Below are 21,423 nucleotides of genomic sequence, written 5' to 3' on the forward strand. Positions count from 1 at the left end.
ATATAATGGGGATTAAAGATTGATTTTTTCGGCGGTTCAAAAACAAAAATGCTCACCGAAGTGAGCATTTTGACTGTTCTTAAACGAACGGATTATGACAAACCAAGTTTCTTCTCAAGGTAGTGGATGTTTGCACCACCGTGTTGGAAGTTTTCGTCGTTCATAATAGACAGTTGAAGCTCAGTATTAACGTTAATACCTTCAACAATCATTTCACCCAATGCGTTCTTCATACGAGCGATAGCAACATCACGGTTCTCACCGTAAGTGATCAGCTTACCAATCATTGAATCGTAGTGTGGTGGCACTGTGTAACCCGTGTAGATGTGAGATTCCCAACGTACGCCCATGCCGCCTGGTGCGTGGAAACGTTCAATCTTACCTGGTGAAGGTAGGAAACGAACTGGATCTTCAGCATTGATACGACATTCGATTGAGTGGCCACGCAGCTTAATGTCATCCTGAGTGAATGATAGAGGCTGACCAGCTGCAATACGTAGCTGTTCTTTCACTAGGTCGATACCCGTTACCATTTCAGTAATCGTGTGTTCAACCTGGATACGAGTGTTCATTTCGATGAAGTAGAATTCACCGTTCTCGTATAGGAATTCAAATGTACCTGCACCGCGGTAACCGATCTCAATACATGCACGAGTACAACGTTCGCCAATGTACTTACGCATCTCTTCAGTGATACCTGGAGCTGGCGCTTCTTCCACAACTTTCTGGTGACGACGTTGCATTGAACAGTCACGCTCACCTAGGTGGATAGCATTACCTTGGCCATCTGCAAGCACCTGTACTTCAATGTGACGTGGGTTTTCTAGGAATTTCTCCATGTAAACCATGTCGTTGTTGAAACATGCTTTTGCTTCAGCACGAGTCATCGCGATAGCTTCAGTTAATTCTGCTTCAGAACGAACAACACGCATACCACGACCGCCGCCGCCGCCAGATGCCTTGATGATAACTGGGAAGCCAATGCGTTTAGCGTGCGCTTTGTTTTTTGCTTCGTCGTCGTCAAGAGGGCCGTCAGAACCTGGTACACAAGGTACGCCAGCTTTCTTCATTGACGTGATAGCTGACACTTTGTCACCCATCATGCGAATGGTTTCAGCTTTAGGGCCAACGAAGATAAAGCCACTGCGCTCTACCTGTTCTGCAAAGTCTGCATTTTCAGATAGGAAGCCGTAGCCAGGGTGAACAGCTACTGCACCTGTAACTTCAGCTGCGCTGATGATACGAGGGATGTTTAGGTAGCTATCGATACCACGAGCTGGACCGATACAAATGGTTTCGTCTGCAAGCAGTACGTGCTTAAGATCACGGTCAGCAGTTGAGTGAACCGCTACCGTTTTAATGCCAAGCTCTTTACATGCACGCAGAATACGTAGTGCAATCTCACCACGGTTCGCGATTACTAATTTATCTAACATAATGAGTGCTCTCTATTATTCGATAATTACTAGAGCTTGGTCGAATTCTACTGGTTGACCGTCTTCAACTAGGATAGCTGTTACAACACCAGATTTATCAGCTTCGATTTGGTTCATCATTTTCATTGCTTCAACGATACATAGCGTTTCGCCAGCAGTTACAGATTGACCAACTTTAACGAATGGTTTTGCGTCTGGGCTTGGAGCGCCGTAGAAAGTACCAACCATTGGAGAAAGAACTTGGTGACCAGCTGGAACTGCAGGAGCTGCTGCTTCTGCTGCTACAGGTGCCGCCGCAGGAGCTGCTGCCGCTACAGGTGCTGGAGCAGCTGCATATTGAACAGGTGCTACAGGTGCAGTGCTGTTACGACTGATTCGTACTGACTCTTCACCTTCAGAGATTTCTAGCTCAGAAATACCAGACTCTTCAACCAATTCGATTAGCTTTTTGATTTTGCGAATATCCATTGTTTCTTTCTCTTTATCTGTTAATTGAACTTACTCTATGACTGAGTAGGTTAGTAATAGTTCGTTGTTTATGTTTACTTTGAGTTGAGCTTGCTGAGCGCAGCGGTCAAAGCAAATTGATAACCTTGGGCACCTAAGCCACAAATCACACCTTCTGCTTTATCAGATAGGTAAGAGTGGTGACGGAATGGTTCACGCGCGTGAACATTCGATAGATGAACCTCAATAAATGGTATGGCAACGCCAAGTAGTGCATCACGCAGTGCCACACTGGTATGTGTAAAGGCTGCTGGGTTGATAATAATAAAATCAACATTTTGATAAGCACTATGGATAGCTTCAATCAGTTCGTACTCACGATTTGACTGTAAGTGAGATAGCTCAACATCGTGTGCTTTCGCTTGCTCGGTCAGTGAGCTAATAATCTGGTCAAGTGTTTGAGAACCGTAGTGTGCGGGCTCTCTAAGGCCTAACAGGTTAAGGTTTGGGCCATTTAAAACTAGAATGCGAAACTTTGTAGACATCGTGGGGCTATCTTCCTTTATCGTGTTTACGAACGTGAATGTTGCCATTTTATTGAAAATTTGCGGTTAATTTCCAGTGAGAAAAACCCAAATTTAAAAATTAGAACCAGATTATAGCTAATTCAGCGCAAATCGCAGCAATTTACTGGTCTAATCTCCTATTGATACAGCTTGGAATTGTTACCAACTTAACAAAAAAGCGTCTTAGCCTTAATTTGGGGCGGGATATTTGAGATCAAGATCAGCCATAAAAAAACCGCCACATAGGTGACGGTTTAGAAAGTGCTGTTTTAAACAGTGATTAGCTGCTGTGACTGGTTGCTTATGCCAGTTCTGCTTTCTCGGCAATCAGCTTATCAACCACACTTGGGTCGGCCAGTGTCGAGGTATCACCTAGGTTACCTGTATCGCCAGTCGCGATTTTACGCAGGATACGACGCATGATTTTACCCGAACGAGTTTTTGGTAGAGAGTCGGTCCAGTGCAGTACATCTGGCGTTGCAATTGGGCCAATCTCTTTACGTACCCAGTCTTTTACTTCTTTATGAAGCTCTGCGGTTGGGAACTCACCATCATTCAGCGTGATGTAAGCGTAAATCGCTTGGCCTTTAATATCATGAGGGATGCCCACAATCGCGGCTTCTGCAATCTTATCGAACGCGACTAGAGCCGATTCAATCTCAGCAGTACCCATACGGTGACCTGATACGTTAAGTACATCATCGACACGCCCCGTAATCCAGTAGTAACCGTCTTCATCACGACGAGCGCCGTCACTGGTGAAGTACATGCCTTTAAAGGTCGAGAAGTAAGTCTGTTCGAAGCGGTCATGATCGCCATGAACGGTACGCATTTGGCCTGGCCAAGAGTCAAGAATCACTAGGTTGCCGTCTGTTGCACCCTCAATGATGTTACCCATGTTATCAACCAGTGCCGGTTGCACACCGAAGAATGGACGAGTTGCAGAGCCCGGTTTCAGGTCTGTTGCGCCTGGTAGCGGTGCAATCAAGATACCGCCCGTTTCTGTTTGCCACCATGTATCAACAATTGGAGATTGCTCATTACCGATTGTTTTGTAGTACCACTCCCACGCCTCTGGGTTGATAGGTTCACCCACTGAGCCCATGATTCTTAGGCTGTCACGAGAAGTACCTTCAACGGCTTCATTGCCTTTCGCCATCAATGCACGAATAGCCGTTGGCGCCGTATAAAGAATATTAACTTGGTGCTTATCGACCACTTCGCTCATGCGGCTGGTGTTCGGGTAATTTGGCACGCCTTCAAACAGAATCGTTTTTGCGCCATTAGCAAGCGGTCCGTAAACAAGATATGTGTGACCGGTAATCCAACCCACATCGGCTGTACACCAGAAAGTCTCGCCTTCTTGGTAATCGAATACGTATTTGAAGGTCATCGCAGCATAAACAAGGTAGCCACCTGTGGTGTGCATAACGCCTTTAGGTTTACCTGTTGAGCCTGACGTATAAAGGATGAATAGTGGATCTTCTGCGTTCATCTCTTCTGGTGGGCAATCTGCAGATACATTAGCAATAGCATCGTGCCACCACACATCGCGATGTTCGTGCCATGCCACATCACCGCCAGTGCGTTTGAATACAACAACCTTCTCGATGTTTTTCACTTCAGGGTTCGTCAGTGCTTCATCGACATTCTTTTTCAGTGGAACAGCACGGCCGCCACGCACGCCTTCATCGGCAGTGATAACGACTTTAGAATTTGAATCGATAATACGACCAGACAGTGCTTCTGGTGAGAAACCACCAAATACGACTGTGTGAACCGCACCGATACGGGTACACGCCAGCATGGCTACTGCCGCTTCTGGCACCATTGGCATGTATAAACAAACCACATCACCTTTGCGCACGCCTTGCTCTTTTAGAGCATTCGAAAACAGGCACACTTCTTTATGCAGTTCATTAAAAGTTAGAGTTTTATCATCTGCCGGGTCATCGCCTTCCCAGATGATAGCGACTTCATCACCGCGCTCAGCAAGGTGGCGGTCGATACAGTTAGCCGAAACGTTAAGCGTGCCATCTTCAAACCAGCGAATATCAATGTGGCCAGGGTCGAAAGAGGTGTTTTTTACTTGTGTGAAAGGTTTGATCCAATCAACGATTTTTCCGTGTTCACCCCAAAAGCCTTCAGGGTCAGAAACAGATTGCTGGTACATGGCTAGGTAAGTGTCATTATCCGCGTGTGTGGTTGATTTAATATTTTCTTTTACCGGATAAACGTGGGCTTCACTCATTGCATCTCTCCTTGTGCCTACATTCCTAATGAACTGGCAACTTCCTTTGTGTTCAGTTTCTAGGTCTATTACAGAACCGTCTTTGTGTTATCACTCTCGGCTAGGACGGCGATTTCCACAATTAGACTTTAGGATGAGACGCTGCTTTTCACTTACAAAATAGCGAGTTAAGTTCAATTTTGAGATGTTGCTCTCTATGTGAAGCGCCAGTGGTTGAATTAAGAATAAGAAGAGTTGAAACGGGGAAGGTCACCATGTTTCAGGCGCACAAAGATCAGCGCAGCGGAGATAGCGTCTTGTAATGCATCATGTTTATTGACCGGGATAGGTAAATCGAGTTGGCGACAGATGGCGTCCATACTGAGATCAAAATAGGCATTGGGCAGCTGTCTTTCGAGTTTGTCTTGATAGAGTTGGCTCACTTCGACTAATCGGTTAGGCAGTGGAAATCCAAGCTGTTTTAAACAGGCGCGGTCGAGAATTTTTTTATCATAGCGGATGTGATAGCCGACTAAAGGACGATTTCCAATGAAGTTCAGTAGCTCGATTAAAGCCTGTTTTTCTTCGATGCCGTGCTTTAGATCTTGATGACGGATACGGTGGATTTTTATTGAATTGCAATCGAGCGATTGGGGGGCGCGCAACCGGACTTCAAAAGGTTGGCTGGTAATGATTCGGTTACCGATGATCTTGGTCGCGGCAATGGTAACTAATTCTGCCTGATTGGGATCTAGGCTGGTGGTTTCACAATCGAGCGATACATATTCATGATCAATAGGCGCGGTAAACAGAGGCTGATAGAGGGAGCCTTTGAGCTTGTGATGCCAGTAATAGCGAACCAACCTATTCATCGTTCAATGCCTAATCCCGTATCTGATAGTGGTAGCCGAGCCATTGCTTGAATTTCTTCACCACGTGCAGGCTATGACGAAGCAGATCCCTGTCTGCTCGTTCCATCAGTTTGACGTTAATCTTGTTGCTGCTGTGCTGCTGAGAAAGCCTTTGGGCTAAGCGCCACTTAAAGAATTGCTTGAGTGCTTCACTGAGATTATCGGCAGTACTTTGCTCTAATACTTTCTTGCTGACCAGCTGCTCAATGCGTTCGAAGGTGTTGTTGACCGTGACACCATGTTCTAGGCAAAGCGCTCTCACACCATGCACGATAGGGAAAATACCGCCTTGTTTGATATCGAGTCCGGACTTAGATTGCTTCACATTACCAAACAGGGTCAGGGGAACTGAGAAGTTCAGCGCCGGGCGGCAGAACTCCGTCAGAATCAATTCTTGTCCGAGCATTAAATCACTGAGGTGCTGCTTTACAGGTTTTAATAACTCTCTATTCCCCGCTACTGCGTGTGCATCTGCCATGATCGCGATATCCATCACGGTGTCTGGCGTGGCTTTTTTTACCCAATGGGTGAGGGTTTGTTTCCACTTTTGTTCTGAATGCACCCATTTCGGATTGTTGACCATTACGTTGCCCGGGCACAGTGGGTAACCCAATTGTTGAAGGGTATGGGTGAGGTCGTTCATGGCACTTTGGCATTGATGCCATTCCAAACCATCTTGAATAATCAGAGCGTTGTCTTGATCGGTTTTGAGAATTTGCTCTCCACGCCCCTCAGAACCCAACACGATTAGGCAGCAATGATTATGCAGTGCAGGTGGGATCACCAACTCAAAAGCCTTCTCTATGATCTGTTCGTTGACCGCAGAAATCAGCTCCATGATAAAGCGTGTGCGAATCCCATTACTGAGCAAGCTCTCGACCAGTTGACGTTGTTTGTTGGATGCCATTGCCAATTCTTCAACGCTGGTGGCGCGCGCAATACGCAAAGTAAGAACGTGGGAGTGTGTGGAGAATGCACTGAGAATCTGTGTCATATCCACCATGCCGACCGCATTTTTACCATCACAAACCATCAACCTTTTTACTCGATTTCTGGTCATGGTAATCATGGCGTTAAATAAGAAATCGCCTTGGTTCACGTGCATCACCGGAAACGTTGCGATCTCACCGACAGGCGCATCCAGTGTGAAATTATCGAGCATCACAGCATGCAATAAATTGGTTCGAGTGACGATTCCATACGACAAGGAACATGATGATCCAAAAGCTTTTGGATCATTATGTTCCAAATGGACTAGGGCCGAGTCTAACCCTTGTTCTTTAAGGGTTTGAGTGACTTGGTTGATCGGTTGGTTTGGTTCAAGTATCAGTGGTGGGTGATAGATAGAGTCATCCACTTTGGTTAATATAAACTCGGCAAGATTCTGTTGCTGCTGGGCGGCTTCTATCAAAGCTTTTCGTGTTGATAGGTTGCTATCAAAGTAGGCAGCGAATTGGCCATTGGCGTGGTAAAGCTCAAGAAAAATATCGGTGGGCAGCAGATAACTTAATGTATCTTCGAGTGCGATATATTGGTGTTTGGTGTGGGGTTCAAACTGGCTGCGGACATCAAAAATATCGTCATTGGCATAGTGTGCGTAAATCTCACCATCACTGCTTGCCCGCTCTTCGACTGCGCCTTTAATCAGAATATGCAGGTGACGACTTGGTCGGTCAGCTTCCAAAATCACCTCGTGCGCTCGGTAGTAAACCACATCCAATGACGAACGCAGTGTTAACTGCTCCGTATCGGACAGGCTATCGAAAGGTGGGTGCTGCATATTAAATTTATCAGGCATAAGCATCGAAACAATTGGGAGTCTTTACTTAGTCTGGCAAATTACCAGCGAAGCTCCAGACGACTTTAGTCTAAATGCGAGAATGGGTATCGATGAGAGTGAGATATTTCATTGAAATGCGATATTCAAACTAATTGAATATGGGAATACTATCCCAGTAATAATTCCCTTTTTCATCGTATGCGAGATAGGCATAATTGGTGCTGCCTTTTTCCGCACACTTTATAGGTCATTTATGTTTAGCCCTTCACCCTATGGCTGGATCTCTCAGTATTTTCTTGGTTTCTTTTTTGCGTATGGCGTGTATTTGCCATTTTGGGCGTTGTGGTTTGAAGACCAAGGCGTGTCTGCTGGTGATATTGGCGTATTGATTGGTATCGGCTTTGCGACTCGTTGTGTGGCCAACTTAGTGATTACGCCGCGTATCCATAAAGTGGAACACTTGATGCCAGCGCTACGCTGTTTGAGTTTCGCTGCGCTGCTGTTTGTCGGTTTCCACTTCTTCACCGGTGGCAGCTTTATACTGATGTTGTTGGCAACGGTACTGTTTAACCTCTGTTGTGGGCCGATCATTCCTCTTTCTGATGCGATGGCTAACCATTACAGTCGTTTGAAAATGCTCGACTACGGCCGAACTCGTCTTTGGGGATCAATTGCCTTTATCGCAGGTTCAACGGTTGTTGGCTATTTGGTGGCACAATTCGGCACTGACATGATTTTGTATACTGCGCTTGCCGGTGTGTTGCTGTCATTGATTCTTGCGATGAGAAACCCCAATGTGATGCCAGTAACGCAATCTGAGCAACAAGCGGCGCGACCAAAACTAGGTGAACTGCTGCGTGAGTCGTCAGTGGTAAAGTTTTTAGCCTTGATGGCGCTGCTGCAAGGTAGTCATGCGGCTTACTACAGTTTTAGTGCGATTTATTGGAAAGAAGCGGGTCACTCAGAAGCTATCATCGGTTATTTGTGGAGTTTAGGTGTTGTTGCTGAAGTGGCCGTATTTGCTCTGAGTAAGCGATTATTCTCAGGCTGGTCACTGCGTACTTTGTTTGTCGTCGCGGCTATTGGGGTGATGGCGCGTTGGGGTATTACCGCATCAACGACAGCGATTTTCGCACTGGTTATGGTGCAGCTACTGCATGGCGTGACCTTTGCCATGGCACACATCGCCGCGATTCAATACATCCAATCTGAAGAACAAAACAAGATGGTTGCGCTACAAGCTCTGTATAACGCGATTCCATTAGGTGCCTTTATTGCACTGATGACCACCTTAAGTGGTTGGGGTTATGAGCTTTGGGGGGCAAATATCTTCTGGGGTATGGCTGCTATGGGTGCACTTGCTCTGTTCATTAAGTTGGATGAAAGAAGTTCAGTGGTTGAGATTAATCAATCAGATTCGGAACAGTCAGAATCTCACAGCAAATGCTGATAATTAGAGTCTAAAGCACAGAATTTAAGCGATGCGATTGAGTTAATCACCCATCCTTAGTTAAATGAAACCTCTCCCTTATGGAGAGGTTTTTTTATGGATGAAAAAAGGGTTTTCAATGCAAGGATGGATAGTAATTCCAGTCTCTTTAGCCTACTTGGGCGTGTTATTTCTGATCGCTTGGTATGGAGACAGGCAGGTTCGTTGGCTATCGCGTTGGCGCCCGTGGATCTATAGCCTTTCGATTGCCGTGTATTGTACCTCTTGGACCTTCTATGGAACGGTCGGGCAGGCGAGTAACAACCCTTGGTCTTTTTTACCCATTTACCTCGCCCCGATTCTAGTCTTTACACTAGGCTGGCGGATCTTGGCGCGGCTGATCCTGATTGCGAAGCGGGAACATATCACCTCCATTGCCGACTTTATCGCGGCTCGTTACGGAAAATCTCAGGGCTTAGCGGTGGCGGTGACGGTTATCGCCGTGGTTGGTATCCTTCCTTATATTGCTCTGCAACTGCGTGGTATTACCATGGGGTTGGATATTGTTGCACCCAACCTAGCGGCTGACTTCGGTTATCAGGACTATCATGTGTCTTGGTTTGTGGTCGGTGCTTTGGCTATTTTCACCATGCTGTTTGGTACAAGACACATTGATAACACAGAGCATCACCGTGGCATGATGATGGCGGTGGCGTTTGAATCCATCGTTAAGCTCGCGGCATTCCTGATCGTTGGCCTATTCATCATGTATCTGGCGATGAGCAGCGACAAGATCGACTTGCTTGATGTGGCGGCTTCCACCTACGAATCACCCAATATTCCGACCTTAATTATTCATACCGTTTTGACCATGTTGGCGATTGTCTGTCTGCCACGCCAGTTCCATACCATGGTGGTAGAGAACGAACGTCCTCAAGACCTGCATACCGCTCGTTGGTTGTTTCCGCTTTACCTGATTTTGATGGGACTGTTCGTGCTGCCAATTGCTTGGGCAGGACAAGGACTACTTACTGGTATGCCAGCGGATACCTATGTGATCAGTGTGCCAATGTCAGAAGGCGCTAATCACATTGCCTTGCTGGCTTTCCTTGGTGGTACGTCTGCGGCAAGTGGCATGGTGATAGTGTCGACCATCGCCTTGGCGATCATGGTGTCGAATGATTTAGTGATGCCATTGTTACTGCGCCGTATGCGCCTAACTCAAAGAACCCATCGACACTTTTCTGGCCTGCTATTGGTGATTCGCCGCGGGCTAATTTTACTGCTGTTACTGGGTGCTTGGCTGTTTTATCAGGCGCTCGATACCATCCATTCACTGTCAGCGATTGGCTTTCTTTCCTTTGCTGCGATTGCTCAATTCGCGCCAGCACTTATTGGTGGTTTGTACTGGCGCCCGGGTAACCGCAAGGGCGTGTATGTCGGCTTAATGGTGGGCTCGTTGATTTGGCTGATTACCTTGATGAGCCAAACCAGCATGTTGGCTGGCGACAGTGAAAGTAACCTTTTACTGTGGATTATCACGCCGCCAGAACTGCTCAGTAGCTGGAATATCAGCAGTTCAAACTGGGGCATTGTGCTGAGTATTGTACTTAATACCTTGTGCTATGCCGTGGTTTCGATGACGACTCGCCCAAGCCTAAGTGAGCGCTTACAATCAGCAGCATTTGTTGGCACGCCGCTGCCTGAAAACGAGAATATCAGCCTTTACCAGAACCGAGTGACGGTCGCTGAATTAGAGATGCTGGCGTCGCGTTTTGTAGGCCGTAAGCGTGCCAAAACTGCCTTACACAGCTATTGGCAACAACACGGTCAGCCGCTGCTTCCTAATCAACAAGCGCCTGCAAGTCTTATTCGACACGCAGAGCGCGTGCTCGCCGGAGTATTCGGTGCTTCGTCTGCTAAGTTAGTACTTACTTCCGCTTTACAGGGAAGAAACATGCAGCTTGAAGAAGTCGCGACCATCGTGGATGAAGCTTCGGAACTGTACGACTTCAGCCGTGGTTTACTGCAAGGCGCGATTGAACATATTGGCCAAGGCATCGCAGTAATCGACAAACAAATGAGGCTGGTGGCGTGGAATCAGCGCTATCTAGAATTGTTTGAGTTCCCTGCTGGTTTGATACAAGTGGGCAGGCCGATCTCCGATGTGATTCGCCATAATGCTCAGCAAGGTTTGTGTGGTCCGGGTGACCCTGAAGATCATGTGCGTCGCCGTGTTTATCATTTGGAGCAAGGCACTCGACATACCTCTTCTCGCATTCGTCCTGATGGTCGAGTGATTGAAGTGCAAGGTAACCCGATGCCAAGTGGTGGCTTTGTGATGAGCTTTACCGACATCACGGTATTCCGACAAGCAGAGCAAGCGCTAAAAGATGCCAACGAAAGTTTGGAATCGAGAGTGCATGAGCGAACTCAAGAACTCGAAAAACTGAACCATCGCTTGGTAAAAGCCACGCAGATTTCGGATCAAGAATCACAATCTAAGAGTCGTTTTCTAGCCGCGGTAAGCCACGATTTGATGCAGCCGCTCAATGCCGCACGTCTATTTGCTTCGTCACTGTCTGAGGTGGCAAAAGAGCAAGAGGTGAAGCAATTGTCATCTCACATCGAGAGTGCACTTGGCGCCGCAGAAGATTTGATTGGTGACTTGCTGGATATCTCTCGATTGGAGTCCGGAAAGTTAGAAACCAACATTCACGCGATTGCCGTGCATGACGTATTAACCAATTTGAACGCGGAATTTAGCGCTCTAGCGAGACAACAGAAAATTGAGTTTAAGATGATTCCGTCGTCATTGTTCATTCATTCAGACCCTAAGCTGTTGAGGCGTGTGATTCAGAACTTTTTGACCAATGCGTTCCGCTATAACCCGGAAGGGAAAGTGGTACTGGGTGCGAGAAGAGTGAATGGACAGGTTCGAATTGATGTGTGGGATAATGGAACCGGTATCGATGAAGACAAGCAACAAGAAATCTTTGAAGAGTTTACTCGTGGCAGCCAAGTACGAGCCGATCAAGGATTGGGGTTAGGGCTGGCTATCTCGAAAGGTATTGCTCATGTGCTTGGCCATCAAATTTCGATGCGCTCATGGCCGGGGCAAGGCAGTGTCTTTTCCATCACCTTAGCTAGAGCGGAAAAAGTGGCTCCAGTTGTGCAAGCTTCGACGCCAATGGCGACCAGCGACATCGAACATCTCAAGATATTGTGTGTCGATAATGAACGAGAAATCTTAGTCGGTATGGAAAACCTGATCGGACGTTGGGGCTGTGAGGTTAAGACGGCGGTTGATTTGGTCGAAAGCTTGCAGTGCCTAGATGAGGGTTGGCTACCTGATGTGATTTTCTCTGATTACCGTTTAGATAATGGCAGAACGGGTCTCGAAGTCCTGCAGCAGTGTCGCTTGCGCCTCGGAGACTCTTTTGAAGGGGTCATCATTAGTGCCGATAGAACCGATGACATGTTGGCAGCGATAAAGGCCAACAGCTTTCGCTTTATTGCCAAGCCAGTGAAGCCACTTAAGTTAAGAGCGGTCTTGAATCGAGTGAGCTAGTTTGGGTTAACAGGCTCGGATTAGTACGTTCGTGAGCGGATAGTGAAAAGGCCTCAGATGAGGCCTTTTTTGTCTCTGTTTTTTTTGCGAACGCCGATTCGCTTGTTAATTCAATAACTAACCAGCAATGCCACCTTGTGTCAGTGTGGTTGGATCAAGCAGTTTACTGAGCTCTTCTCGGCTAAGATCGGTTTCTCTTTCTGCGACATCCAGAATTGGTAAGCCTTCTTTGTAAGCTTTCTTGGCAATATCAGCCGCCTTCAAGTAGCCAATCACAGGGTTAAGTGCGGTCACTAGGATTGGGTTCTTTGACAGTGCCAAATCGAGATTGTCTTGGCGTACCGTGAAGGTCGCGATGGCTTTGTCCGCTAAAGCGACTGAGCTGTTTGCCAATAACTCAATACTTTCCAACACGTTATGAGCAATCACTGGCAGCATCACATTAAGTTGGAAGTTACCTGATTGTCCGGCTACGGTAATGGTGGTGTCGTTGCCAATGACTTGCGCCGCCGCCATAGCTGCAGCTTCTGGAATCACAGGATTTACCTTGCCAGGCATGATCGATGAGCCTGGTTGTAGAGCCTGTAATTCAATTTCCCCTAAGCCAGCCAACGGCCCAGAGTTCATCCAGCGAAGATCGTTTGAGATCTTCATGATCGCAACTGCTGCCGTTTTGAGCTGACCTGACAGCGCAACGATCGCGTCTTGACTGCTGAGGCTAAAAAAGAAGTTTTCACTCGAGCTAAAACTGATCTTTGTCGATTGAGACAGGTTACTCGCAAACTTATCGGCAAAGCGTGGGTCAGCATTGATCCCTGTTCCAACCGCAGTACCACCTTGTGCTAAAGCCTTGATAGCGGGCAGGGTGTTCTCTATTGCTTGCTTAGCGTGTTCTATCTGAAATTTCCAACCACCTAGCTCTTGAGCAAAGGTCATTGGCATCGCATCCATTAGATGAGTGCGGCCGGTCTTCACGACCTCCGCAAGTTCCTGTTGTTTGATGGTGAGTGCTTCAGAAAGGTGAGTTAATGCAGGTAATAGCTTATTTTCAGCCATCAAAGCAACGCTCACTTGAATTGCGGTTGGCACCACATCGTTACTGCTTTGGCCCATGTTGACGTGATCATTGGGGTTCACGTCGCCTTGCAAGCTTCTTGAGGCAAGCGTAGCAATCACTTCATTGGCATTCATGTTGGAACTGGTACCTGAACCGGTTTGGTAGACATCGATAGGGAATTGATCGAGGTGTTTACCCTCAATGATCTCTTGGCTGGCTTCGGCTATCGCGTTGGCAATATCACCTTCCAGTAGACCTAACTGAGCATTGGTATCTGCCGCTGCCTGTTTAATTAACGCCAGTGCTTGAATAAAACTGGTCGGCATCTTGTGAGAGCTAAACGCGAAGTTATCCGCTGCACGCTGAGTTTGTGCTTGGTATAGCGCATCGGCAGGGACTTTCACTTCGCCCATGCTGTCTTTTTCAATCCGAAATTGTAGGGTCATGTTCTATCCTTGTTAGCCAAGTGGGGCTTGGACTTGTTGTAGTGTTTGGCTGAGATTCAAAAAACGCGCTTGGCCTTGAGGTTGTTGGCAGTAGTGGCGCTTCAAATAAAATAGTGGTGAGTGAATAGAGTCTAGGCAGATATGACGAAAGGCGAAACTGCGCTGAGGAGACTCAATCGCTTCAATCAAATGAAAGAAAACTTGGCGTAGATACAGCTCGCACAACAAGATGTTTTCTTGAGCGGCATGCTTTTCATAGTAAGCCGAAAGCGTCAGTGCACACTCGATATACTCTCGAATTACAAACGGCTCATGGCCTTGAACTTGTTCTAATGAAGCAAAGCGATCCTGTGCTTTGTAAAATCTCGAATAGAGAACCTGCTGCTCTTTCATCATCATCTGCATCTCTTTATTGGATGTTAATGATAATTATTATCAAATAAAATTTTAAAAACAACCCTTTGTTTATCTTTTTATAAAGTGAGCAGAAAAAGAAAAAGCCGATACACGAAGTATCGGCTTTCTGGAGTCAGTACCTAATCCCTACAATGTAAGTACTGATTCATTTTTTGCTAAACATCTTTGTTTAATGGTCGTGCTTAGTGGTCGTGAGCTTCACCTGCACCTTTCGGGTAACGGATGTTCTCAACCATATCTTGTACATCTTGTGGTACTTCAGCAGTTACTTTGTTTACAGCAATCGATACTACGAAGTTTAGACACATACCTAGCGTACCGATGCCTTCTGGGCTGATACCAAACCACCAGTTTTCAGGTGTGCTTGCTGCTGGGTTAATGAACTTGAAGTAGATGATGTAGCTTGCTGTGAAGGCAATACCTGACAACATACCTGCAATTGCGCCTTCCTTGTTCATCTTCTTGTAGAAGATACCTAGGATAATCGCTGGGAAGAAGGATGCTGCGGCTAAGCCGAAGGCAAACGCTACTACCTGTGCTACAAAGCCTGGTGGGTTAATACCTAAGTAACCGGCACCGACAATCGCGACCATGGCTGCCAGACGAGCGGCTAACAGCTCCTGCTTGTCGGTCATGTTTGGTCTGAAGCCTTTCTTCAACAAGTCATGTGAAATCGACGTTGAGATGACCAATAGTAGACCCGCGGCTGTTGATAGTGCGGCTGCTAGGCCACCGGCTGCAAGCAGTGCTACAACCCAGTTTGGTAGTTTCGCTAGCTCTGGAGAAGCCAGTACGATGATGTCACGGTTAATCTTCATCTCGTTGCGCTCATCGCCCGAGTAGAACATTTTGCCATCGCCGTTCTTATCTTCCCAACCTACTAGGCCAGTGCTTTCCCAGTTTTTATACCAGCTTGGTGCGTCCGCTGCAGCGACACCTTGCATGTCAGGGCCGTTGATTGTTTCGATCATGTTTACACGAGCGAATGCTGCAACGCCTGGTGCTGTTGTGTATAGCAATGAGATGAACAGTAGTGCCCAACCCGCTGAGATACGAGCATCACGTACTTTTGGTACCGTGAAGAAACGAATGATTACGTGTGGAAGACCCGCAGTACCGACCATTAGAGCCGCACAGATGAAGAATACATCTACCATGCTCTTGTTACCTTCGGTATAGGCGGTAAATCCGAGTTCTTCGGTCAGTCCATCCAGTTTATCAAGAAGGTAAACATCTGTGCCTGATAGCGTAGAGCCCATACCAACTTGTGGAAGTGGGTTACCTGTCATCATGATTGAGGTAAAGATTGCTGGAACAAGGAAGGCGAAAATGAGGACACAGAATTGAGCTACCTGCGTATAAGTGATGCCTTTCATGCCACCTAGTACTGCGTAGAAGAACACAATACCCATACCAATGATGATGCCTAGGTTAATATCAACTTCTAGGAAACGAGAGAATACAACGCCCACACCACGCATCTGGCCTGCAACGTACGTAAACGATACGAAGATTGCACAGAATACCGCTACCATACGTGCCGTTTTCGAGTAGTAACGCTCACCGATGAAATCAGGAACCGTAAACTGACCGAACTTACGTAGGTAAGGTGCTAAACATAGCGCAAGTAGTACATAACCACCTGTCCAACCCATTAGGTAAACCGCACCGTCGTAACCAACGAATGAGATGATACCTGCCATTGAGATGAATGATGCTGCCGACATCCAGTCAGCGGCGGTCGCCATGCCGTTTGCTACTGGGTGTACACCACCGCCAGCAACGTAGAACTCACTAGTAGACCCTGCACGAGCCCAGATTGCGATGCCGATATATACCGCGAAAGTAATACCGACGAGAATAAACGTCCAAGTTTGAATATCCATGTTCTAGCCTCTAGTCTTCCTGTACGTTGTATTTTTTGTCGAGCGCATTCATGCGGACAACGTAAATAAATATCAGCGCCACGAAGGTGTATATCGAACCTTGCTGAGCGAACCAAAATCCTAGCTTGAACCCGCCAAACTGAACGGTATTGAGGGCATCCACAAATAAGATGCCAGCGCCGTAAGACACCGCAAACCAGACCGCGAGCAGTGTTCCCATAATTCCCAAGTTTTCCTTCCAGTAGGCTTGAGCATGTTCCGTAGATTCGAACGCCATTGCCTTCTCCTTTATTCCGTTTTCGTAGAAACTGTTTTTGTGAAACCGTTTTGTAAAATAGCGTGTTAACGTAATGTTACGATTTAGAATGTAGCAAGGATAAGTCAAGGGATCTGTGCAACTTTAGTCGGGATGGTATTAGCGCTAATGTACTGAAATATGGGAGCTAGGAGACATAACCATAGAAAAATGTGATGTTACAATGTTGTTAAATTAGCCAAAGGTCTAACAAAAAGGGATGAATTAGACTGCGAGTCATAAAATTTAACAACTAAATGACCGAGAAACGGTATTTAGCCCTGCTTATGACACGAAGCGAAACATAAGTTTGTTATAGTAACAACGGCACTTTCACCGACCGTGCCTTGCTAAACGGCAGAAGATCAACAAGCTAGCGGCAGAAGATCAACATGCTTATATCTTGAGTTTTATTCTTTGGGGGAACGAATTGGACGCAATAACTATCAACCACTTATTTTTAACTGGTGCGGTGCTCATCGCCATCAGTGTGCTTTTCTCACAAGTGTCCTCACGATTGGGCGTTCCGATTCTTTTGATCTTTTTATTCGTTGGTATGTTAGCGGGTGAAGATGGACCCGGTAATATTCATTTCGATGATTACTCACTGACCTACTTGGTGAGTAACCTTGCGCTTGCCGTGATTCTGTTGGATGGCGGTATGCGAACCAAGGTGGCGAGCTTCAAGGTCGCTTTCTGGCCTTCGCTCTCGCTGGCGACGATAGGTGTCGCATGTACAGCAACCTTAACCGGATTAATGGCGGCTTGGCTGTTTGACTTGTCATTAATGCAGGGCATCTTGGTCGGGGCGATTGTTGGTTCAACCGATGCGGCAGCGGTATTCTCTTTGCTGAAAGGACAGAGTCTCAATGAGCGTGTTGGCTCAACCCTAGAGATCGAATCGGGCACTAACGACCCAATGGCGGTCTTCCTGACGGTGACCTTAATTGCGCTGTTAGGTAACCCTGACGCTGAGATGGGAATGAACTTCCTACTGCAAAGTTTTGCGATGCAGTTTGGTATCGGTACTCTTGTTGGTATTGGCGGCGGCTGGGTTCTATGGAGCTTAATCAATCGAGTACAATTGGCTGATGGCCTTTATTCCATTCTGGTACTCAGTGGGGGCGTGGCTCTGTTTGCGTTCTCTAACATGCTGGCGGCAGCGGCATCTTATCGATTTACCTAGTGGGCTTGTTCATTGGTAATCGTCCGACGCGCTCGCGACACTCGATTCTTAATGTTCTTGATGGCATGACGTGGCTAAGCCAGATCGTGATGTTCTTGGTATTGGGTTTATTGGTGACGCCATCAACGTTGATGGACATTGCTCTGCCTGCGCTGGCACTGGCCTGCGGTATGATTTTGTTTGCTCGTCCGCTGTCGGTTTGGTTGGGTTTGCTGCCGTTCAGAAGCTTTACCACCAAGGAACGTTGGTTTGTTTCTTGGGTCGGTCTACGCGGCGCGGTACCGATCATTCTGGCGGTGTTCCCGATGATGGCTGGCCTGCCTAATGCTCAGCTTTACTTCAACATCGCGTTCTTCGTGGTTATGGTGTCGCTGATTGTTCAAGGCGGCAGCTTGATGAAAGTCGCGAGATTGGCTCAAGTGACGCTACCTCCAACGCCGACACCGATTTCTCGTACTGGCATTGAAATTTACCCTGCTAGTGAGTGGGAGATGTTTGTCTACAAGCTGAAAGAAGAGAAGTGGTGTGTCGGCGAACCACTAAAGCGTTTGTCTATGCCGGAAGGAACGCGAATTACTGCACTGTTTAGAAAGGATGCCTTGCTTCACCCATCAGGCAGCACCGTGTTAGAGGCGAACGATATCTTATGTGTGCTTGGTCAAGACAAAGATTTGGACAGCTTAAGTTCGTTGTTCAGTGAGGCGCCTCTAGCAGAAGAGGCGGCACGATTCTTTGGTGACTTCTTCTTGGATGTTGAGCTATCAGTTGCGGCAGTGAGTGATTGTTATGGTATTGAACTTGGCTCGGAAGAAGAGCGAGAAATGACGCTAAAACAATTGGTTGCTCAAGAGCTTGGCGCACACTCTGTATTGGGTGATAGCTTTGAGTGGCATGACATCACTTGGGTGGTTGCAGAGATAGATGATCATAAAGTCGTCAGGTTGGGTTTATGTTTACCTAAGACGACTTTAGAAGAGGATATCAGTGAAGCTTAATTGTGGACTTCTTGTAGCAAGATAACCGCTTGAGTACGATTTTTCACATCCAGTTTACGGAAGATGGCCGTCATATGTGCTTTGATGGTCGCTTCCGAAACATTCAATTCATACGCGATTTGCTTGTTAAGCAAGCCGTCAGAAAGCATCCCTAATACCTTGTATTGCTGAGGCGTCAGTGTGGAAATCTTTTCTGCAAGGTCGCTACACGCTGCATTATTGGTGATAAGCCCTTCAGGGAAGAACGGGTCGCCATTCAGCACTTGATTCAGTGCACTCACCAACTCACGCATATCACTCGACTTAGGAATAAAGCCAAACGCACCGTGGCTCTTCACCTGAGTGACCACGCTGGCATCTTCACTGGCAGAAACCACCACAATCGGTAGATCTGGGTATTCAGCGCGCAGTTGAATTAAGCCTGACATGCCATTGGCGCCCGGCATTTTCAGATCGAGCAGTAATAGATCCGGCTCGCCTTCTTTCTTTAGCAGAGTCAGTAAGGCATCGAGAGAATCGGCCTCAAGCAGGTTCGCACCACTGATCGCCATATGAACTGACTGAAACAGGGCGTTGCGAAAGAGAGGGTGGTCATCAGCAATGATGATGGTATAGGTCGAGTCCATGACGTTCATACTTTTAACAATTTAGTTAATATTTATTATCATCCTGATTGAGTATGTGGACAATATCTATGCATTAAAAGTCTGAACCATATCGACTTTTATCCCCGGAATAAGAAAGCGTTACTCTGAATAGCAAAAAAGCCGCACTGCCATCTCGTTACGGAGGGGCGGTGCGGCTTTCGATTCGGCTTATATTTTAGTGAATATTGCCGTTATAGCTGGTGGTTTTGCATGTGTTTTAAGAATACATCGGCAGGCATAAAACCGGTTACACGAGCATTTGGAACATGGTTACCCTCACCATCCCAGAACTCAATCGTAGGTAAGCCAAGTACCTGTAATTGTTTAAGCAGTTCAATGTCTTGAGGCATGTTTCTCGTTACATCGGCTTGTAGCAGTACGAAGTCAGAAAGCTTGTTTTCCACATCAGCTTGATGGAAGGTGTACTTCTCGAATTCTTTACATGCCACACACCAATCGGCGTAGAAGTCGAGCATCACAGGCTTACCGAGTTTCTTCGCTTCGATGAGCTGGATTTCTAGTTCTTCAACCGTGTTGATGCGTGCAAATTGGATGTGTTGTTCTACCGTCACGCTCTTTTCTGCAAACCAGTAATTGAGCGCAGGTTGAGCTGATGCGAACAGGCCAAGCATCGCAATGATGCCCACAGCGCTTTGCTTCCAGCCACCAAATGGCAGTGCATTCTTACTGTGGTAAAGCCAACCAAAGGCGATGAAGCCAAGGCCAGACCAAAGCACGGTTGCCCACAACTCAGGAATGATGCGCTCTAGCAGGAAGATAGGCGCGGCAAGCAAGATAAAGCCGAATACGATCTTCACCTTGTTCATCCAGCTGCCCGCTTTAGGCAATAGCTTATTACCAAACACTGCCACTAAAATCAGTGGGATACCCATACCCATAGCCAACGCGTACAGAGCAATTGCACCGGTAAATAGGTCACCACTCTGAGCCACATACAGCAGTGCGCCTGACAATGGCGCCGTGGTACAAGGTGAACACACCAAGCCAGAGATAGCGCCCATTGCGAATACGCCCAAGGTATTGCCACCTTGCTGCTTGTTGCTTTGGTTGTTGAGCCAAGTTTGGATGCTGCTTGGCAGTTGCAGGTTATAAACGCCAAACATCGACATTGCTAACGCCACGAACAGAACACTCAGCGCGATCAGCACGTAAGGGTGCTGCATAGCGGCTTGGAATTGCATGCCTGCTGAAGCAACCACTAAACCTAATAAGGTGTAGGTTAACGCCATGCCTTGCACGTAAATAAAGGACAGCATCAGCGCGCGACCTTGGCTGAGTTTGCCACCACCTAAAACGATACCCGTTAGAATCGGATACATAGGCAGCACACACGGTGTAAAGGCTAAACCAACACCGAGTGCTAAGAATAATAGAGGGGTCCACCAACTGTCACCGAGCTTATCGGCTAAGCCTGCTTCTTTTGAAACAGGGGCATTTGGCTGTTGAGTCGTGTTACTTACAACGTCTGCTTTCGGAGATGTTGGTTGCGTAGAAACATCGGTTTCGTTGCCAGCAGAAGATGAAGCTTGTGAGTCACTACCTTGCGAATTAGCAGAACCTGTTGCTGTGAAAGGTTCAATGTCGATGATACGAGTCTCTGGTGGGTAGCAGAACCCTGCGTCCGCACAGCCTTGATACTTAACGATCAGCTGTGAGCCATCTTGGTAACTCTGCAGAGGAACTTGCACGAATAACGGCTGAGTATAAATGCTCACCTCACCGAAGAATTCATCTTGGTGCGGCTTACCATCTTCTAATTCAACATTACCGATAGCGAGATTTTGCCCGGTGAACGAGAGGCTATGTTGATAGAGGTAGTAGCCCTCTTTTACTTGCCAGTCGAGAAGGACTTTGTCGTCTTGCTGGTAGTAATTGAAAGGGAAAGCTTGGTCTACAGGGACAAAACCATTGTTATTGCCTCCGAAGCTTGGCTCGGCGTTGTCGTTCCCAAATAGCGCCCACGCAGGCTGGGTGAATAGGGAAACAAAAACAAAAAGTAATGTGGCAAGTCGTCGCATACTATTTAGTCATCAAAATGGAGTTGAAGGTATCTTAACTCAATCAGACCGTAATAGTTTGCTATTAGTTTCATCGGCAAACAAA

General features: G+C 47.0%; 14 protein-coding genes and 1 pseudogene. 3 read left to right on the plus strand and 12 right to left on the minus strand.

The genetic code is table 11. From position 1 onward, the window contains the following. Positions 1 to 92: 92 nt before the first annotated feature. The 6 genes from accC to A6D97_RS09575 all read right to left on the minus strand — a co-directional run bounded on the left by accC (position 93) and on the right by A6D97_RS09575 (position 7,394). Positions 93 to 1,436 (minus strand): acetyl-CoA carboxylase biotin carboxylase subunit, encoded by a 1,344-nt coding sequence (gene accC / locus A6D97_RS09550; protein WP_017062706.1) that lies wholly within the window; start codon positions 1,434 to 1,436, stop codon positions 93 to 95. Positions 1,437 to 1,451: 15 nt separating this feature from the next. Next, positions 1,452 to 1,904 (minus strand): acetyl-CoA carboxylase biotin carboxyl carrier protein, encoded by a 453-nt coding sequence (accB, locus tag A6D97_RS09555; protein WP_017062707.1) that lies wholly within the window; start codon positions 1,902 to 1,904, stop codon positions 1,452 to 1,454. A 74-nt stretch (positions 1,905 to 1,978) separates the two neighbouring features. Continuing rightward, a complete protein-coding gene (gene aroQ, locus A6D97_RS09560) occupies positions 1,979 to 2,428 on the minus strand; it encodes a type II 3-dehydroquinate dehydratase (RefSeq protein ID WP_010435475.1) in 450 nt (149 codons plus the stop codon). 322 nt (positions 2,429 to 2,750) lie between these two features. Next, positions 2,751 to 4,700, minus strand: coding sequence for an acetate--CoA ligase (acs, locus tag A6D97_RS09565; RefSeq protein ID WP_009844693.1), 1,950 nt, complete (start codon positions 4,698 to 4,700; stop codon positions 2,751 to 2,753). 218 nt (positions 4,701 to 4,918) lie between these two features. Beyond that, positions 4,919 to 5,551 (minus strand): 3'-5' exonuclease, encoded by a 633-nt coding sequence (locus A6D97_RS09570; protein WP_017062708.1) that lies wholly within the window; start codon positions 5,549 to 5,551, stop codon positions 4,919 to 4,921. A 10-nt stretch (positions 5,552 to 5,561) separates the two neighbouring features. Beyond that, positions 5,562 to 7,394: a DUF294 nucleotidyltransferase-like domain-containing protein gene (locus A6D97_RS09575; protein ID WP_065584282.1), complete on the minus strand. Its 1,833-nt coding sequence runs from the start codon at positions 7,392 to 7,394 to the stop codon at positions 5,562 to 5,564. 229 nt (positions 7,395 to 7,623) lie between these two features. Here A6D97_RS09575 and A6D97_RS09580 point away from each other — a divergent pair, with 229 nt between their 5' ends. Continuing rightward, complete coding sequence (locus A6D97_RS09580) at positions 7,624 to 8,820, plus strand: 3-phenylpropionate MFS transporter (protein WP_017062710.1); 1,197 nt, start codon at positions 7,624 to 7,626, stop codon at positions 8,818 to 8,820. A gap of 118 nt (positions 8,821 to 8,938) precedes the next feature. Beyond that, positions 8,939 to 12,370, plus strand: a complete 3,432-nt coding sequence (locus tag A6D97_RS09585) for a PAS domain-containing hybrid sensor histidine kinase/response regulator (RefSeq protein ID WP_065584344.1) — start codon at positions 8,939 to 8,941, stop codon at positions 12,368 to 12,370. A 117-nt stretch (positions 12,371 to 12,487) separates the two neighbouring features. On the opposite strand, the gene A6D97_RS09590 is transcribed toward A6D97_RS09585, so the two are convergent. The 4 genes from A6D97_RS09590 to A6D97_RS09605 form a co-directional block, all read right to left on the minus strand. Then, positions 12,488 to 13,873 carry a class II fumarate hydratase gene (locus A6D97_RS09590; RefSeq protein ID WP_017062713.1) on the minus strand — a complete coding sequence of 462 codons (1,386 nt, stop codon included), beginning with the start codon at positions 13,871 to 13,873 and terminating at the stop codon, positions 12,488 to 12,490. Positions 13,874 to 13,885: 12 nt separating this feature from the next. Then, positions 13,886 to 14,272, minus strand: a complete 387-nt coding sequence (locus A6D97_RS09595) for a hypothetical protein (RefSeq protein WP_017062714.1) — start codon at positions 14,270 to 14,272, stop codon at positions 13,886 to 13,888. 200 nt (positions 14,273 to 14,472) lie between these two features. Then, positions 14,473 to 16,176 carry a sodium:solute symporter family protein gene (locus tag A6D97_RS09600; protein WP_017062715.1) on the minus strand — a complete coding sequence of 568 codons (1,704 nt, stop codon included), beginning with the start codon at positions 16,174 to 16,176 and terminating at the stop codon, positions 14,473 to 14,475. Positions 16,177 to 16,186: 10 nt separating this feature from the next. Then, entirely contained in the window at positions 16,187 to 16,453 is a 267-nt protein-coding gene (locus tag A6D97_RS09605; RefSeq protein WP_010435433.1) for a DUF4212 domain-containing protein, read from the minus strand. A gap of 448 nt (positions 16,454 to 16,901) precedes the next feature. On the opposite strand from A6D97_RS09605, the pseudogene A6D97_RS09610 reads away from it, so the two are divergent. Further along, positions 16,902 to 18,652, plus strand: a pseudogene (locus A6D97_RS09610) (potassium/proton antiporter). Here A6D97_RS09610 and A6D97_RS09615 read toward each other — a convergent pair. Further along, positions 18,649 to 19,278: a response regulator transcription factor gene (locus A6D97_RS09615; RefSeq protein ID WP_017062717.1), complete on the minus strand. Its 630-nt coding sequence runs from the start codon at positions 19,276 to 19,278 to the stop codon at positions 18,649 to 18,651. The pseudogene A6D97_RS09610 and the gene A6D97_RS09615 sit on opposite strands and share 4 nt — an antisense overlap. Positions 19,279 to 19,490: 212 nt before the next feature. After that, positions 19,491 to 21,338: a protein-disulfide reductase DsbD gene (locus A6D97_RS09620; protein ID WP_065584283.1), complete on the minus strand. Its 1,848-nt coding sequence runs from the start codon at positions 21,336 to 21,338 to the stop codon at positions 19,491 to 19,493. Positions 21,339 to 21,423: the final 85 nt, after the last annotated feature.

It is taken from the genome of Vibrio sp. ZF57 (assembly GCF_001691235.1).
Classification (GTDB): domain Bacteria; phylum Pseudomonadota; class Gammaproteobacteria; order Enterobacterales; family Vibrionaceae; genus Vibrio; species Vibrio crassostreae_C.

Bases quoted from the DNA above. Each gene is read 5' to 3' on its own strand.
- accC (WP_017062706.1), bottom strand. From the start codon at position 1,436: ATGTTAGATAAATTAGTAATCGCGAACCGTGGTGAGATTGCACTACGT.
- accB (WP_017062707.1), bottom strand. From the start codon at position 1,904: ATGGATATTCGCAAAATCAAAAAGCTAATCGAATTGGTTGAAGAGTCT.
- aroQ (WP_010435475.1), bottom strand. From the start codon at position 2,428: ATGTCTACAAAGTTTCGCATTCTAGTTTTAAATGGCCCAAACCTTAAC.
- acs (WP_009844693.1), bottom strand. From the start codon at position 4,700: ATGAGTGAAGCCCACGTTTATCCGGTAAAAGAAAATATTAAATCAACC.
- A6D97_RS09570 (WP_017062708.1), bottom strand. From the start codon at position 5,551: ATGAATAGGTTGGTTCGCTATTACTGGCATCACAAGCTCAAAGGCTCC.
- A6D97_RS09575 (WP_065584282.1), bottom strand. From the start codon at position 7,394: ATGCTTATGCCTGATAAATTTAATATGCAGCACCCACCTTTCGATAGC.
- A6D97_RS09580 (WP_017062710.1), top strand. From the start codon at position 7,624: ATGTTTAGCCCTTCACCCTATGGCTGGATCTCTCAGTATTTTCTTGGT.
- A6D97_RS09585 (WP_065584344.1), top strand. From the start codon at position 8,939: ATGCAAGGATGGATAGTAATTCCAGTCTCTTTAGCCTACTTGGGCGTG.
- A6D97_RS09590 (WP_017062713.1), bottom strand. From the start codon at position 13,873: ATGACCCTACAATTTCGGATTGAAAAAGACAGCATGGGCGAAGTGAAA.
- A6D97_RS09595 (WP_017062714.1), bottom strand. From the start codon at position 14,272: ATGATGATGAAAGAGCAGCAGGTTCTCTATTCGAGATTTTACAAAGCA.
- A6D97_RS09600 (WP_017062715.1), bottom strand. From the start codon at position 16,176: ATGGATATTCAAACTTGGACGTTTATTCTCGTCGGTATTACTTTCGCG.
- A6D97_RS09605 (WP_010435433.1), bottom strand. From the start codon at position 16,453: ATGGCGTTCGAATCTACGGAACATGCTCAAGCCTACTGGAAGGAAAAC.
- A6D97_RS09615 (WP_017062717.1), bottom strand. From the start codon at position 19,278: ATGGACTCGACCTATACCATCATCATTGCTGATGACCACCCTCTCTTT.
- A6D97_RS09620 (WP_065584283.1), bottom strand. From the start codon at position 21,338: ATGCGACGACTTGCCACATTACTTTTTGTTTTTGTTTCCCTATTCACC.